The organism is Maricaulis alexandrii (assembly GCF_005871165.1).
GTDB classification, from domain to species: domain Bacteria; phylum Pseudomonadota; class Alphaproteobacteria; order Caulobacterales; family Maricaulaceae; genus Maricaulis; species Maricaulis alexandrii.
In genome coordinates this window covers 586,683-600,945 of record NZ_SWKP01000003.1, presented here as the reverse complement: position 1 = coordinate 600,945, position 14,263 = coordinate 586,683, and the positions used below count along the sequence as shown (strand labels likewise).

The window sequence follows — 14,263 nt, the reverse complement described above, 5'->3', positions numbered from 1 at the left end:
TTGTCCGTCATGCCGGAATGAATCGTCTATAGTCAGGACAAAATGGAGGGGAGGCGTCCATGCTGGTCCTGATTGCCGGGCTTGTCCTGTTTCTTGGCGTGCATTTTCTGCGTGTGATCCCGGGGGCGCGCAGCGGCCTCCAGGCGCAGCTCGGGGAAACCCCCTACAAGCTGGTCTATACCGCGCTGTCCCTGGTCGGCTTCGGCCTGATCATCTACGGCAAGATCCTGGCCCACCCCAGTGAGGTGGTCTGGGTACCGCCGGCCTGGACCCGGCATCTCGCTTTCACACTCGTGCCCATCGGCCTGATCCTGATCGTGTCCTCCTACGCGCCGGGCCATATCCGCCGCTGGGTGCGTCACCCCATGCTGGCCGGTGTCGTCCTGTGGTCCGGGGCCCATTTCCTGGCCAATGGCGAGCTGGCCGCCCTGATCCTGTTCGGCAGCTTCCTGGCCTGGTCGGCGATCACCTTCGTTGCAGCCTGTCTGCGCGAGACGCCGCCGCCGGTCGTGAAAGGCTGGGGCGGGGATCTGACTGCGATTGTCCTGGGCGTTCTTGTCTCGCTTATCCTCATGAATTTGCACATGTATCTGTTTGGTGTCGCGATTATCGGCTAAATCGCTGCATCCAATTCCTGAACCCCGTGCATCTAGGGGACAAAGGCCGCATGGTGCGGTCGGTAACGGAGGTTGAAATGGGAGTAGAAGTTCTCGTCCCGACGGGCCTGTTCGCGATGGTCGTCCTGATCGTCTTCATCGCCGTCAATGGCGGTATTCAAAAGCGCAAGGCGATCCTGGCCACGGTTCAGGAGGCAATCCGCGCCGGTCAGCAAATGACCCCGGAAACGATCCGCGCGCTGGGCATGCCGCAAAAGAATTCCAACGGCGATCTGAAGTCCGGCGGTATCCTGATTGCGGTCGCCCTGGCCATGATCGTGTTTGGCTGGACCATCGGTACGATGGCGGGCGAAGAAGAGGCCTTCCAGGTCTTCCTGGGCATGTCGGCTTTCCCGGGCTTCATCGGTCTCGTCCTGCTGGGCTTCGGCCTGCTGGGCAACAAGAAGTCCGACTAGGTCGAGCCGGGGAGGGGATCGGTCCATGCAGGCGCCGGACGAAGAATTGGTTGCTCTGGTTGTCGCCACGAAAAATCCGGCGGCCTTCGGAGAGCTTGTCCGGCGCCATCAGGGCATCGTGCGAGGAATGCTGCAGCGCATGTGCCGCAACCATGCCCTCGCGGATGACCTGGCGCAGGACACCTTCATCCGCGCCTATGAGAAGATCGGGAGCTTCAAGGGAACCGGCTCCTTCAAGTCCTGGATGTGTTCCATCGCCTATACCGAGTTCCTGAAGTCGGCGCGCAAGCGCAAATCGACCGAACGGGTGATGGAGAAGTTCCAGACCGGTGTTGAAGACACCGAAGCGCCCCGCGATATGGGGAGTGTGGTTGATCTGGATCGCGGACTGGCCACATTGAAAGAAGAGGAACGCACGCTGGTTGTGATGTGTTACTCTTGTGGAATGTCACACTCCGAAGCGGCCGAAGCCACCGGCATGCCGCTGGGAACGGTGAAGTCGCATGTGAACCGCGGAAGGGCCAAATTGCAGGCCTACTTCCAGGAAGCAGAGGTAATGGCGTCATGACGATGGATGATGCATTCGATCAGAGGCTGAAGGCGGCCTTTGCCGACGCCACAGCCCCGCTGGAGCGCGAGAGCGAGGCGGACCGCTTCACCAAGACGGTGATGGACCGCCTGTCCAATCCGGACCGCAAGCGCGTCCTGATCCTCGGCGGTGCCGGCTCCACGGGCTCCGCCATCGCCGGCACCCAGCTGGAAGGCCTGTTCGGCAATGTGAACCTGCCCACGGAGGGCCTCCTGGCCAATGCGGCTTTCCTCATGTCCCCGGAAGTCATGGCCGCCGCCGCCATGGCCGTCGCCGTCGGCATGGTCGCCGTGGTTCTGCCCCGCCGTCTGACCTAGGGCTTTTCTTTCTATCATCGGCTTTGGCAAACCTTCTCCCCCACCGGGGAGAAGGTGGCGCGCATGCGCCGGATGAGGCGCGCGATGTGGGCTCGACCGACGAGCATCACGTTCCGTCATCCCACGGTGACGGCAAGGCCGGCATCCGGGGGACCTGAGCTCACCCGCCGGCCGGTTGGTCGAGGTCCCCCGGACAAGCCGGGGGATGACGTCTGGAAAGGAATGAATCTTGGTGCCGAGGGACATGTCCCGCAGGACGCACACCCAATAACCAGGCCGGAATTCAGGCTCGCCTGATCCAAACCTAAGCCTTGTGAGTGCCACTCAGTAGACGCAGCACAGATGGTGTGTGGCCTGTTCCCTCCTTCTCCCGCAAGGGGAGAAGAAGGACGTAGGGCTTGATCCTACTCCCTCTCCCCTTGCGGGAGAGGGTGGCGCGCAGCCCCGGGTGAGGGGCGGCCGCGCAAGCGGCCCACCAAAACTTATCCCCACCCTCCAAACCTGTGAGAGACTCCTTCTCGACTTCCGGGAAGAGAGGCGCGAGCTCAGTCCCTTGTGCCCGGAAGTGTGCGGAGCCTGTCCGCGCGAGGGGGTGACATCCCAAGCTCCGGCAGGGCCATCGCCCGGGCCACACGGCACAAGGTCACGACCGTGCTGGCACCCAGGCGGTTTCGGTGCGTCGCCCGCAAGGGAAGACGATCAAACCTCCGCGTGCGGGAGACCTGTCAGGTCACTCACACTCATAGCTAAATCCGACCCGTCAGGTCTCCCGCACACCTCTCATCCCTCCAAGGTGAAAACCTGTGGAGCTGAACCTGCATCCCCAGCCCCGTATTCACGCCATGCAGCAAAGCGCTTTTGCGCTGCAGCATGCTGGGATAGGCTCCCGCCACCCAAATGGAGTGAGTGCCATGTCCGCCCAGACCCAGACCCGCCGTATCACCGCGTCCGACATCCGTGCCCGCAAGGGCGGCGAGCCGCTGGTTTGCCTGACCGCCTATGACGCGCCGATGGCCCGCATTCTCGATCCGCATTGCGACCTGCTTCTGGTCGGCGACAGTGTCGGCATGGTCGTGCACGGGCTGGACTCCACGATCGGCGTGACGCTGGACATGATGATCATGCATGGCCAGGCCGTGATGCGCGGCGCCAAGCGGGCGCTGGTCGCCGTGGACATGCCCTTTGGCAGTTATGAAAGCTCGCCGCAGCAGGCCTTCGAGAATGCCGCGCGCATCATGTCGGAGACGGGCTGCCAGGCGATCAAGATCGAGAGCGGCACCTATGCGGCCGAGACGATCGATTTCATGGCGCAGCGCTCCATTCCGGTGATCGGCCATATCGGTCTGCGTCCGCAGGCGGCGCTCGCCGATGGCGGGTTCAAGGCCAAGGGACGCAATGATATTGAACGCCACCGCGTGATCGAGGAGGCCGTCGCCACCGCCCAGGCCGGCGCCTTTGCCATCGTCATCGAAGGCGTGGCGGAGGATCTGGCCCGCGAGATCACGGCCCAGGTGAAAGTGCCGACCATCGGCATTGGCGCGTCGGCCGCCTGTGACGGCCAGATCCTGGTCACCCAGGACATGCTGGGCGTGTTCGACTGGACGCCGAAATTCGTCAAACGCTACGACAATATGGCCGAGCGGACCGATGCTGCCGTGGCGCAATATGCCGCCGATGTGCGCAGCCGGGTCTTCCCCTCCGATAATGAGGTCTACACGCTGCGGCGCATCGACGGTTGAGCTTGGTTGCCGCTGCGCGCCTTCAAGGCTAGGGTCCCGCCAACACCTTTTGGGCATTAGCGTTTAAGACACGGAGCCGCATCGACGTGGTCGATATTTTCGAAGAAGTCGACGAAGAACTTCGCAAAGACAAGTATCAGGAACTGCTGAGGAAATATGGTCCGTGGGCGCTGGGTGGCGCGATCGGAATCATTGCCGTGGCAGCGGGTTATCAATGGTTCCAGGCCAGCAGTCTGGGCCAGCGCGAAGCCTCTTCGGATGCGATGATCAGCGCGATCCGCGCGACCGAGGAGAATCAGCTCGCCCTTGCAGCGACCGGATTCGAGACGCTCGCCGAGACCGGCGTGGCCGGCTACCCGGCTCTGGCGCTTCTGCAGCGCGGGTCCGTGGCCCTGGAACAGGGTGACATGGCCGCGGCTGCGGATTTCTTCGAACAGGCTGCGGCTGCCACGTCCGAACCGGTTGTTCGTGACATGGCCGAGATCCGGGCCGTCTGGGCCCGCTGGGACAGTCTGAGCGCGGCGGATGTCGAAATCCGCCTGCAGCCGCTGACCGGCGATACCTCGCCCTACCGCTTCCTCGCCCGCGAAACGATCGGGGCCGCGGCCCTGCGTGATGGCGACCTGGTGCGGGCCCGCTCCGCCTACCAGTTCATCAGCTTCGCCTTCGAAGCTCCGGACGGCGTTCGCCGCCGGGCCCAGGAAGCCCTGGCCATCATCGAACGCGATGAAGCGCTCGCTGCGCCGGCCGCGTCCGAGGCAGAGACCGAAGCCGCGCCGGCCGACACGCCGGACGCGACCCATGAGGACACCAGCGCCGGGGATTCAGGCGATGATTGATGTAACGCGTATCCGTTCCTTCCTGCTCGCGGCGGCCCTGGCCCCGCTGGCGGCCTGTTCTTCCATCCCCAACCCGATCGATGCGATCCCGGGTTTCGGGGGCGACGACCAGGACGAGCTGAACGGCACCGCGCCGGATGATGGCCGGATCTCGATCATGAGTTTCGAGCAGGGCCTGCAACTGGACGGCGATGTGGAGTCGGTGCAGCTGCCGACGGCCTATGCCAATCTGGTCTGGTCGCAGCCGGGGGGCTATCCCACCCACGCCCTGCAGCACACCCAGGCCAGCGGGCCGCTGGATGTGGCCTGGCGTCAGAGCTTCGGTCAGGGGTCGGACAATGACCGCCGTCTGATCGGCCGTCCGGTGATCGCCGACGAACGCATTTTCGCGATCGATGCCAACGGCACCGTGACCGCCCATTCCGCCAGCGATGGCAGCCGTCTCTGGTCGCACCGCCTGGAAGGCCCGACCCGTCGTGACCGCATGTCCTTCGGTGGTGCCGTGGCCTATGAAAACGGCCGCATCTTCGCCCATGCCGGCTACAATTATTTCGTCGCCCTGGATGCCGATACCGGGTCTGAAATCTGGCGTACCGAGACGCTTGTGCCGTTCCACGGCGCGCCGACTGTCGCTGAAGGCCGCGTCTTCGTGACCTCGGACGACAATGAACTCATCGCCATCGAGGCCGATACCGGCACGGTGATGTGGACCTATCAGGGCATTGTCGAGACCGCCCGCCTGCTGACCGCGCCGAGCCCGGCCGTGTTGGGGGATCTGGTTGTAGCGCCGTTCGCCTCGGGCGAGCTGATTGCCCTGCGCGTGCAGAACGGCAACCCGATCTGGTCGGACAGCCTCAGCGGCTCCACCGGCCTGACGGCCCTGTCGGACATCAATGATGTGGCCGGCAGCCCGGTCATCATGAATGACACCGTCTATGCCATGAGCCATTCCGGTCTTCTCGCCGCGATCTCGCTGCGCACCGGGGAACGCCTCTGGACGCAGCCGGCCGGCGGGGCGCACGCCCCCTGGGTCGCGGGTGATTATCTCTTCATCACCACGAATGAAGCCGAGATCGCCTGTCTCAACCGTCACACCGGCGACGTGCTCTGGATCACCGAGCTGGACTTGTTCGAGGATCCGAACAAGCGTCGCCGCCGCATCGCCTGGACCGGTCCTCTGCTGGCCGGTGGCCGGGTCTTCGTGGCCGCCAGCAATGGCGAAGCGCGGGTCCTGAATGCCTATGATGGCGAGGTGATCCGGGAGATGGATTTGCGTGATGATGTGTTCATTGGTCCTGTCATTGCCAATGAAACCGTGTATGTGCTCACCGACGAGGCGCGGCTGATCGCTCTTCGCTAGCGACCGCCGGCGCCTTGATGAGAAAATTTTGACCTCCCCGCGTGATTTGGTAATCACGCCGGGAGGGCTCCAAGGCGCAAACATATGACTGCACACCTGCCCCGCATCGCCGTCGTGGGACGGCCCAATGTGGGAAAATCCACCTTGTTCAACCGGCTGGCCGGCAAACCGCTGGCCATTGTCGACGACCGCCCGGGCGTGACGCGCGACCGGCGCGAGGCGCGTGGCCGGCTGGGCGACATGAATCTCCTCCTGATCGACACCGCGGGCTATGATGATGCCGAGAAGGACGGTCTGGACTTCGAGATGCGCACCCAGACGGAGATGGCACTCGAACATGCCGATCTCTGCCTTTTCATGATCGATGCCCGCGCCGGCGTGACGCCGCTCGACCAGAGCTTCGCCGATGTCATCCGCCGCTCTGGCCGTCCGGTCGTACTGGTCGCCAATAAGTGCGAAGGCAAGTTCGGTGATAGCGGCCTGATGGACGCGTTCGAACTCGGCCTGGGCGAACCGGTTCCCGTCTCGGCTGCCCATGGCGGCGGGATTGGCGAGCTGTATGACGCAGTGGAAGAGGGGCTGGGCCCGCTCGCCAAACAGGCCCGCAAGCGCCAGGCCGCCGAAGACAATCCGCCCCTGCGCATCGCCGTGATCGGCCGTCCGAATGCGGGCAAGTCGACCCTGATCAATGCCCTGATCGGTGAGGAACGCCTGATCACCGGTCCGGAGGCGGGCATTACCCGGGATGCGATCGCCGTGGACTGGATGTGGGATGGTCACAGGGTCCGGCTGCACGACACGGCCGGGCTGCGCAAGCGCGGCAAGGTCAGTGACCGGCTGGAACGCATGTCCGCCGCCGACACGCTGCGCGCGGTGAAATTTGCCGAGGTCGTGCTGTTAATGATGGATGCCGGTCACCCGCTGGAGAAGCAGGACCTGACCCTGGCCGACATGGCCTACAAGGAAGGCCGGGCCGTCGCGATCGCCGTGTCCAAGATGGATCTGGTGCAGAACCGCGAGGCTTTCATCAAGGACATCCAGGTCGAGTTCGAACGGCTCCTGCCGCAGATGAGCGGCGCGCCGATCATTCCGATCTCCGCGGTGAAGAACAAGGGTCTGGACAAGATCATGCCGACCCTGGCCAAGCTGCATGCCGACTGGGATGCCAAGGTGAAGACCCGCGATCTCAATGACTGGCTGCACGAAATGATCGAGCGCCACCCGCCGCCCTCGATCAATGGCCGCCGCGTCAAGCCGCGCTACATCACCCAGACCAAGGGCCGCCCACCGACCTTCGTCATGATGTGCTCGCGCGCCTCCGAACTCCCGGAAAGCTACAAGCGCTATCTGGTCAATGGATTGCGCGAGGCGTTCGAACTGCCGGGCGTTCCGATCCGCCTGATCGTGAAAGCGGGCAAGAACCCCTACGCCGAAGGCGATCGGGGTGGTTCCGGTGCGGACGCCAAGAAACCGGGTGCCGGAAAGCGTCCGGTGCCCCGGAAGGCCACACCGAAAAAGGCCACGGCAGGCAAGGCGACCTCCAAGAAGCCGGCCCGGATGAAGCCGACAGGCCGCGGCTAACGGCGTTCTGCACGCGCGCCCGGAAGGCTTGCCAAACCCGCCATGAACAAGGCAAGGCCTGTGCCGACCAGCCAATGGCTGGCCGGGACTACGGCATTTTCGCTGCCGCCCAGCCAGGCGGCGGGCAGGAATACGGCCATCACGGGCAGAAGGGCCATCCGGTAGCGGCTGCGCGTCTGAACGAGGCTGAATACGGCGGCCATGGTCACGATGACAAGGCCGGCTGTCGGATCCAGTATTGGCCATGACACGATCAGGGCGAGGCCGAGGGCCAGGAAATGATAGCGGATGATCAGCCGGGCCAAGCGACTGGATCGGATCCGGCTGTTCGTCCGGTAGCCTGGCGCATTCGCGGCCAGAAGACCTTGCGAGCAAAAGGTTTCGGCTCCGATCAATGTTTGAACTCTTCTGATCAGGCGAAGACCGATGCGCGGCAGAAGCATGTGTGCACCAATCCTGCGATGACCAGTATCTGACAGGCTATTTCGTCCGGCGGCGGCGGCCCCCATCAGTGTTGCAATCGGCGTTTCTGGCGGTGCGCCCAACTCGATTCGGGCCACACGCAGATTGAACGCCAGCGTGGTGTCCGGCGCCCAGACTGACCAGCGCAGACCATTGTGCAGCGTCGTAACCAGCAGGACCGTGACCGGTGGCCCCAACAGACCGGCAAGGCTGGCCATCTCCAGCGAGGGCGAAGCGAGGATCAAGCCGGTGCCCGTCAGCACCAGGGCGGTGAAGTCGATCCGGATCAACACCGCCAGAGCGATCACGCTGCCGGCCAGGGCCCAGTCGCCCGGTGTCTCGGCCTGGCCGAGGATCGCCGCCAGCAAGAGCAAAACCCCACCCATCAGCGTGTCGGGCCAGACATGGCAGGAGAGCAGGGCTCTTTCGAGACTGGAGCAGAGCAGGACGGCTGTGACGGCTGCGGCGAGAGGTCCGGCCAGATGACCGGAATAGATCACGGCCGCACCACAGACCAGCGCGTTCAGCCCGGACATGAAGAGGCGGGGAGAAAGCGGGCTGACCCGGACGGGCCACAGGATGGCTCGAAACAGGGGAACCCGGATCCACAATCCGTCCGCCCGTTGGCCAAGGCTCACGGCCAAGTATTCGGATTCATCGCCGACAAGGCGTGCGGGGGCGAGATCCCGGAGAAGATAGCCCTGAACCGTCCAGGCGAGCAGGGTCGCGACCACTCCTTCAAGCCAGATGATGATCCGCTCCCCCAGCCGGCCGGGGGCTAGCCCCTTTTCCCTGTCCACCTGAGGCTTAGGATGATTTTCCCGGGGCGTCGAGGCAGGCGTGCGGGCTGCCGGTGTCAGTCAGGCAGGTCGAGGCGGAATTTGCGGAAGACATGACCGCCATGCTCGGTGTCGCCAAGGGCGACCGCTCCCAGGCGCGACAGGGCGCCCAGATGTCGTCGCGACGGCGGCAGGAGGAATGTGATCGCGTCCAGCCGGGCGTTGTCGCGGGCGAAGGCGAGGGCCTTGCGCGTGATGGCGAGGCCGAGACCGAAATGGTCCGGATGCAGGACCAGGCCGAAATCCCAGTCCTCTCCCTCTTTCTGGAAACCGCCCCAGCCGACATAGGTCCCGCCGGCCATGAAGGCCCAATGGCCCAGCCCGTCCCGCGCCCAGCAGGCCTCCTTGGCCTCGACCAGGGCCTGGCACTGGTCCAGATCCCAACGGCCGGTGAGCAAGGGCATGTGTTCGGCCAGACGCGGATGACGCATATGGGCCTGGATGTCGGACAGGGGCATGTCACGCAGACGCGCGAACCGGATCGGGGCAGGCTTTCGCATGCCGGAGCGATAGCACTCCGTCGCTCCCGCGTCCGCTCACGCCTGTGTCAGAGGGCAGTGAAGCCTAGCCTTCGTATTTCACAATCTCGCCATGGCGCGTGCAATCCGGGCTGACCAGTTCGGAGATCAGCGGCCACAGCACGGACGGGTGCGGCAGCGTCTTGGGATCTTCGCCCGGGAAGGCCTTGGCGCGCATGATGGTCCGCATGACGCCGGGATAGACCACATTCGCCTTCAGCTTGCCCTGGGTCTCATGCTCCTTGGCCCAGGACTGCACCAGCGCATCCAGACCGGCCTTGGACGCCGCATAGGGCGCCCAGAAGGCCCGGCGCGACTCGGCAGCCCCGGAGGAGATGAAGACGGCCCGGCCGGCATCGGAGGCCAGGAGCGGGCCTTCGAAGGCGCGGATCATGCGGGCCGGGGCAATCAGGTTCACACCGACCACGGTCTGCCATTGCTTGGCCTTGACCTGGGCTGCCGGTGTCAGCTCGCCCAGCGCGCCGGCATTCGCCAGCAGAATGTCCAGCTTGCCCCAACGCTCATTGATGATCTGGCCGAGCTGTTCGATCCCGTCTTCCGACAGGAGGTCCATCGGCACCAGGGTGGCGGTGCCACCGGCGGCCTTGATCTTGTCGTCCAGCTCTTCCAGACCGCCCTGGGTCCGGGCGGTGGCGATCACATGGGCTCCGGCCTTGGCCAGCTCCAGCGCCATGGCATAGCCAATACCCCGCGAGGCCCCGCTGACGAGAGCGAGGCGGCCTTTCAGATCAATGTCGGTCATGCGTCCACCAGAAGCGAGAGCTGGAATTCCTTGGCCGACAGATCCCGATCGTGGTCGACCAGAAGAGTCGGATATTCACCGGTGAAGTAATGGTCGGCCAGCTGCGGGTCGGCGTCATTGCGAGGCTCGCCGATCACGGCCTGGTAAAGACCGTCCACGGTCAGGAAGCCGAGGCTGTCGGCTTCCAGCTTGTCCGTCATCTCCGACAGATCCATACAGGCTGCGATCAACTCTTTCTGGCCGGCCATGTCGATGCCGTAAAAGTCCGGGAAGCGGATCGGCGGGCAGGCGGAGCGGAAATGGACTTCCTTGGCGCCGGCTTCGCGCATCATGCGGACAATCTTCAGAGAGGTCGTGCCGCGCACGATGGAATCATCGATCAGAAGGACGCGCTTGCCGCGAACGGCCGCGGCATTGGCAGAGTGCTTGCGGCGCACCGAGAGGTCGCGCCGGTCCTGGGTCGGCTGGATGAAGGTCCGGCCGACAAAGTGCGAGCGGATGATACCCAGCTCGAAGGGCACGCCGGAGGCTTCCGAATAGCCGATCGCTGCAGGCACACCACTGTCGGGCACCGGAATGACGACATCGACTTCGGCCGGGCTTTCCAGCGCCAGCTGACGGCCCATTTCCTTACGGGCCTCATAGACGCTGCGGCCACCGATCACCGAGTCCGGACGCGCAAAGTAGATATATTCGAAAGCGCAGACCTTAGCCTTGTGTTCTGGCGCAAAGCGTTCCGACCGGATACCGTCCTCATTGACGACGACAGCTTCACCCGGCTCGATCTCGCGTTCAAACGTGGCACCGACCATGTCGAGGGCGCAGGTCTCCGAGGCGAAGATATAGGCATCGCCCAGCTTGCCCATCACCAGCGGACGAATGCCGAACGGGTCACGCGCGGCGATCAGTCGGTCATTGACGAGGGCCACAAAAGCAAACGCGCCCTGGACCTGTTTGAGAGCCTGAAGGACGCGATTGGTCAGTTTGGTCTTTTTCGACTGGGCCGCGAGGTGCAGCACCACTTCACTGTCCGAGGTCGACTGGAAGATGGCGCCCTGATTGACCAATTCCTCGCGCAAGACGCGGGCATTGGTCAGATTGCCGTTATGGGCCAGGGCGATACCGCCGCCGCGCACATCACAATAAAGCGGTTGCACATTGCGCAGCACCGAGGCGCCCTGGGTGGAATAGCGCGCATGGCCGATGGCGACATTGCCCGGCAGGCGTTCCGGCATGTCCGGCGAGGTGAAGTTTTCACCGACCAGGCCGAGATAGCGCTCAATGTGAAAACGCGACCCGTCATGGGTCGCGATTCCGCAGGCTTCCTGTCCGCGATGCTGCAGGGCGTGAAGCCCGAGCGCGGTCAGGATGCCGGCATCCTTGGTGCCGTAAACGGCGAAAACGCCGCATTCTTCCTGGGGGCGATCCGTCGAAGGATCATAGGTGAGCGTGGCAGGAAAGGCGTGCGTGGAGCTCATCCGTCGTCGTCCTGGTCATCCGTGGTCGAACCGATGAGGTCATCTAGTCGGTTTCGATCGCGACGGCCATAGGAGCTGTCATTATTTCTTATTGTTTCTGCAATCGGGTCGTCCGTGCCACCGGGCAGGGGCGGCGTTTCGGCCAGGCGTGAGGTTTCAGGCGCGAGAGTCTGCAATGCCCGGGCTGTGGCATTCACCAGAGGATAGATGCGGGCTTCGGTCACGAAACGGGGCGGGCGACCATCCTCACCCAGCATGGCGGCCATGAAGAGGACGGACAATCCCAGCAGAACCAGGCCGCGGACCAGACCGAAGGCGAAGCCGAGCGTCCGGTCGACCACATTTACATCCTCGCCCTTGGCCAGGCCCTTGGAGAGAGAGGAGGTCACGAAGGTGACCGCCAGATAGATCAACAGGAAGACCGAACCGGCCACCAGAAGCGGGGCCAGCCAGTCCGGGTCGATGATGTCACGGGCCGGACCGATGAAGGCGGGCAGGGACCAGAGCGTGGCCAGGGAGGCGGCGACTGCGGCGGTCATCGACAGGGCTTCACGAACAAAACCCCGTGTCAGGGCCAAGAGTCCGGAGGCCAGCAATACTGCCAGTCCGATCCCGTCAAATACGCTCAGCGTCCCGTCCATGGGTATCGCTCCCTACTCGCCAGCCAAGGCGTTCAAAGTCTGCACCAGTTCGAGGGCAGTGGCCAAGCCCCGGACCTTGATCGGTGCGGTATCATCGGCGCAGGCAGCGGGGGCAATGGCTTCCGTGAAGCCCAGCTTGGCTGCTTCCTTGAGACGCGAATCACTGCGGCCGACCGGACGAATATCACCGGAAAGACTGATTTCTCCGTAAACAACACCCTTGCCCGGTAGTGCCACGTCCAGGGCGGAGGACACAATGGCGGCGGCGACGGCCAGGTCAGCGGCCGGTTCAGCGATTTTCAGTCCGCCGGCCACATTGAGGAAGATGTCCCGGTTGGAGATGTTGAAACCGCAGCGCGCTTCCAGCACGGCCAGCACCATGGCGAGACGTCCGGAATCCCAGCCGACCACGGCCCGGCGCGGTGTGCCGAAGGCAGCCGGCGCGACCAGGGCCTGGATTTCGCTGAGCACCGGGCGGGTGCCCTCCATGCCGGCAAAGACGACGGCACCCGGATTGGCTTCGCCGCGCCCGTCCAGGAAGAGGGAGGACGGGTTAGCCACTTCGCCCAGTCCCTTGTCGCCCATTTCGAACACGCCGATCTCGTCGGTCGGGCCGAAACGGTTCTTCACGGCGCGCAGGATGCGGAACTGGTGCGAGCGCTCGCCCTCGAAATACAGGACCGCATCGACCATGTGTTCGACGACGCGGGGACCGGCGATCTGGCCGTCCTTGGTGACATGACCCACCAGGATCATGGTGCAATTGCGCTTCTTGGCGAAGCGGACCAGTTCCTGGGCGCAGGCGCGCACCTGCGCCACCGTCCCCGGTGCGGCGGCCAGCTGGTCGGACCAGAGGGTCTGGATGGAGTCGATGACGACAATGTCCGGCTTTTCCGCCTTCAGCCCGTCGAGAATGTCGTTGAGCGAGGTCTCCGAGGCCAGCGCGACCGGGCTGTCGGCGAGGCCCAGCCGCTTGGCGCGGCGGCGGACCTGGTCGATGGCTTCCTCGCCGGAGATGTAGATGGCCTTCGTGTCCGCACCGGCCACCTGGGCCATGAGCTGCAGCAGGAGTGTTGATTTGCCGATGCCGGGATCGCCGCCGACCAGAATGGCGGAACCCGGTACCAGACCGCCGCCGGCGACCCGATCAAGCTCGGCAATGCCGGAAATCAGGCGCGGGGTTTCCGGGGTCTCGGCGCCGAGGTCCACCAGTTCCAGACGGGCTGACTTGCTGCGCCGCTTGGCCGCGCTCGCCTGGGTGCCCAGCGGGGCGGACGGGGTCTCCTCGACCAGCGTGTTCCACTCACCGCAATCGCTGCACCGGCCGGCCCATTTGGAATGGGTCGAGCCACAGGATTGGCAGACATAAATGCTATCGGCACGGGCCATGGTGTTCGTCTCCTTCTAGCCCCGTGCGTTCTAATCGGGCAGGGCGACAAAAAGAGTCCTTACCCTGCGTCGCCTCCGGAAAACAGGGGGGATGCAGCCCCGATCCGGCACGGAGACTTGAGCGGGCAGCGTGTCTTCTGGCTCGCGCCTCAGGCGCTGAACATTCCCCGGGCGCCGTGTTTCGCCTAAACAGGACCTATCAGGGTTCTGGGCAAGGACACCATGACGCGAAACGACAAACGGGTGACAGGTAAACCGTCGCCGGACGCATGGAGCATCTGGGCACGGCGGGCGATCTTCGTCTGTCTGGGTCTGGTTTTCCTGCAGGCTTCGGCCTGGCAGATCGCCGGATTGCTGGTCAAGCTCGGCCGGGCCGACTTCGCCATGTTCGGGACGGACGCCAGCATGGTCATTGAATCCATGCCGGCCTTCACCATGGGGTTCGTCGCCGGTGTGTTTAAAGCCCTGATCCTGACTGTTCTGGTGCTGTTGGCGCTGGGTCGCAAGCGGGCCCGGACCGTCCTGCTGGTCGCTGTCGGACTGCATCTGATGATCTGGGTCCGTGTCGCGTTCAATCCGTATGTGCCGGCTTGGCCCGGCCTGGTGATCTTCACCTTGGAAATGATTGCCCTGGTCCTGTTGAGCATGCTGTCGAACCGCCGCCAATTGCGCTGAC

Annotated in this window: 15 protein-coding genes; 9 read left to right on the top strand and 6 right to left on the bottom strand. The window is 64.2% G+C overall.

Translation table 11 applies throughout. From position 1 onward, the window contains the following. Window positions 1-59: 59 nt before the first annotated feature. The 8 genes from FCS99_RS02980 (at window position 60) to der (ending at window position 7,497) form a co-directional block, all read left to right on the top strand. Window positions 60-617 carry an NnrU family protein gene (locus FCS99_RS02980; RefSeq protein WP_138510380.1) on the top strand — a complete coding sequence of 186 codons (558 nt, stop codon included), beginning with the start codon at window positions 60-62 and terminating at the stop codon, window positions 615-617. Window positions 618-694: 77 nt separating this feature from the next. Beyond that, window positions 695-1,072 carry a DUF6249 domain-containing protein gene (locus FCS99_RS02975; protein WP_138510378.1) on the top strand — a complete coding sequence of 126 codons (378 nt, stop codon included), beginning with the start codon at window positions 695-697 and terminating at the stop codon, window positions 1,070-1,072. A gap of 25 nt (window positions 1,073-1,097) precedes the next feature. Continuing rightward, window positions 1,098-1,640 (top strand): RNA polymerase sigma factor, encoded by a 543-nt coding sequence (locus tag FCS99_RS02970; protein WP_138510376.1) that lies wholly within the window; start codon window positions 1,098-1,100, stop codon window positions 1,638-1,640. Next, a complete protein-coding gene (locus FCS99_RS02965) occupies window positions 1,637-1,978 on the top strand; it encodes a hypothetical protein (RefSeq protein WP_138510374.1) in 342 nt (113 codons plus the stop codon). Before FCS99_RS02970 ends, FCS99_RS02965 begins: the two co-directional genes overlap by 4 nt. Before the next feature lie 911 nt (window positions 1,979-2,889). Beyond that, a complete protein-coding gene (panB, locus tag FCS99_RS02960) occupies window positions 2,890-3,717 on the top strand; it encodes a 3-methyl-2-oxobutanoate hydroxymethyltransferase (RefSeq protein ID WP_138510372.1) in 828 nt (275 codons plus the stop codon). 86 nt (window positions 3,718-3,803) lie between these two features. After that, window positions 3,804-4,556, top strand: a complete 753-nt coding sequence (locus tag FCS99_RS02955) for a tetratricopeptide repeat protein (protein ID WP_171036216.1) — start codon at window positions 3,804-3,806, stop codon at window positions 4,554-4,556. Next, complete coding sequence (locus tag FCS99_RS02950; RefSeq protein ID WP_138510368.1) at window positions 4,549-5,916, top strand: PQQ-like beta-propeller repeat protein; 1,368 nt, start codon at window positions 4,549-4,551, stop codon at window positions 5,914-5,916. Before FCS99_RS02955 ends, FCS99_RS02950 begins: the two co-directional genes overlap by 8 nt. Window positions 5,917-6,000: 84 nt before the next feature. After that, window positions 6,001-7,497 (top strand): ribosome biogenesis GTPase Der, encoded by a 1,497-nt coding sequence (der, locus tag FCS99_RS02945; protein ID WP_138510366.1) that lies wholly within the window; start codon window positions 6,001-6,003, stop codon window positions 7,495-7,497. Here the strand turns inward: der and FCS99_RS02940 are convergent. The 6 genes from FCS99_RS02940 to radA form a co-directional block, all read right to left on the bottom strand. Next, window positions 7,494-8,759 (bottom strand): hypothetical protein, encoded by a 1,266-nt coding sequence (locus FCS99_RS02940; RefSeq protein WP_138510364.1) that lies wholly within the window; start codon window positions 8,757-8,759, stop codon window positions 7,494-7,496. The two genes, der and FCS99_RS02940, sit on opposite strands and share 4 nt — an antisense overlap. Before the next feature lie 56 nt (window positions 8,760-8,815). Beyond that, entirely contained in the window at window positions 8,816-9,298 is a 483-nt protein-coding gene (locus FCS99_RS02935; RefSeq protein WP_138510362.1) for a GNAT family N-acetyltransferase, read from the bottom strand. A gap of 64 nt (window positions 9,299-9,362) precedes the next feature. Next, a complete protein-coding gene (locus FCS99_RS02930; protein ID WP_138510360.1) occupies window positions 9,363-10,079 on the bottom strand; it encodes an SDR family NAD(P)-dependent oxidoreductase in 717 nt (238 codons plus the stop codon). After that, a complete protein-coding gene (purF, locus tag FCS99_RS02925) occupies window positions 10,076-11,557 on the bottom strand; it encodes an amidophosphoribosyltransferase (protein WP_138510358.1) in 1,482 nt (493 codons plus the stop codon). The genes FCS99_RS02930 and purF overlap by 4 nt, the downstream gene beginning before the upstream one ends. Beyond that, complete coding sequence (locus tag FCS99_RS02920; RefSeq protein ID WP_138510356.1) at window positions 11,554-12,198, bottom strand: CvpA family protein; 645 nt, start codon at window positions 12,196-12,198, stop codon at window positions 11,554-11,556. Before FCS99_RS02920 ends, purF begins: the two co-directional genes overlap by 4 nt. 12 nt (window positions 12,199-12,210) lie before the next feature. After that, complete coding sequence (gene radA / locus FCS99_RS02915; RefSeq protein ID WP_138510354.1) at window positions 12,211-13,587, bottom strand: DNA repair protein RadA; 1,377 nt, start codon at window positions 13,585-13,587, stop codon at window positions 12,211-12,213. 222 nt (window positions 13,588-13,809) lie between these two features. On the opposite strand from radA, the gene FCS99_RS02910 reads away from it, so the two are divergent. Next, entirely contained in the window at window positions 13,810-14,262 is a 453-nt protein-coding gene (locus FCS99_RS02910; RefSeq protein WP_138510352.1) for a hypothetical protein, read from the top strand. Window position 14,263 lies beyond the last annotated feature (1 nt).

What these genes read in the sequence shown, in the direction of transcription:
- FCS99_RS02980 (WP_138510380.1), top strand. Translation starts at nt 60, where the DNA reads ATGCTGGTCCTGATTGCCGGGCTTGTCCTGTTTCTTGGCGTGCATTTT.
- FCS99_RS02920 (WP_138510356.1), bottom strand. Translation starts at nt 12,198, where the DNA reads ATGGACGGGACGCTGAGCGTATTTGACGGGATCGGACTGGCAGTATTG.
- panB (WP_138510372.1), top strand. Translation starts at nt 2,890, where the DNA reads ATGTCCGCCCAGACCCAGACCCGCCGTATCACCGCGTCCGACATCCGT.
- FCS99_RS02965 (WP_138510374.1), top strand. Translation starts at nt 1,637, where the DNA reads ATGACGATGGATGATGCATTCGATCAGAGGCTGAAGGCGGCCTTTGCC.
- FCS99_RS02910 (WP_138510352.1), top strand. Translation starts at nt 13,810, where the DNA reads ATGACGCGAAACGACAAACGGGTGACAGGTAAACCGTCGCCGGACGCA.
- FCS99_RS02975 (WP_138510378.1), top strand. Translation starts at nt 695, where the DNA reads ATGGGAGTAGAAGTTCTCGTCCCGACGGGCCTGTTCGCGATGGTCGTC.
- der (WP_138510366.1), top strand. Translation starts at nt 6,001, where the DNA reads ATGACTGCACACCTGCCCCGCATCGCCGTCGTGGGACGGCCCAATGTG.
- FCS99_RS02950 (WP_138510368.1), top strand. Translation starts at nt 4,549, where the DNA reads ATGATTGATGTAACGCGTATCCGTTCCTTCCTGCTCGCGGCGGCCCTG.
- FCS99_RS02970 (WP_138510376.1), top strand. Translation starts at nt 1,098, where the DNA reads ATGCAGGCGCCGGACGAAGAATTGGTTGCTCTGGTTGTCGCCACGAAA.
- FCS99_RS02935 (WP_138510362.1), bottom strand. Translation starts at nt 9,298, where the DNA reads ATGCGAAAGCCTGCCCCGATCCGGTTCGCGCGTCTGCGTGACATGCCC.
- radA (WP_138510354.1), bottom strand. Translation starts at nt 13,587, where the DNA reads ATGGCCCGTGCCGATAGCATTTATGTCTGCCAATCCTGTGGCTCGACC.
- FCS99_RS02930 (WP_138510360.1), bottom strand. Translation starts at nt 10,079, where the DNA reads ATGACCGACATTGATCTGAAAGGCCGCCTCGCTCTCGTCAGCGGGGCC.
- purF (WP_138510358.1), bottom strand. Translation starts at nt 11,557, where the DNA reads ATGAGCTCCACGCACGCCTTTCCTGCCACGCTCACCTATGATCCTTCG.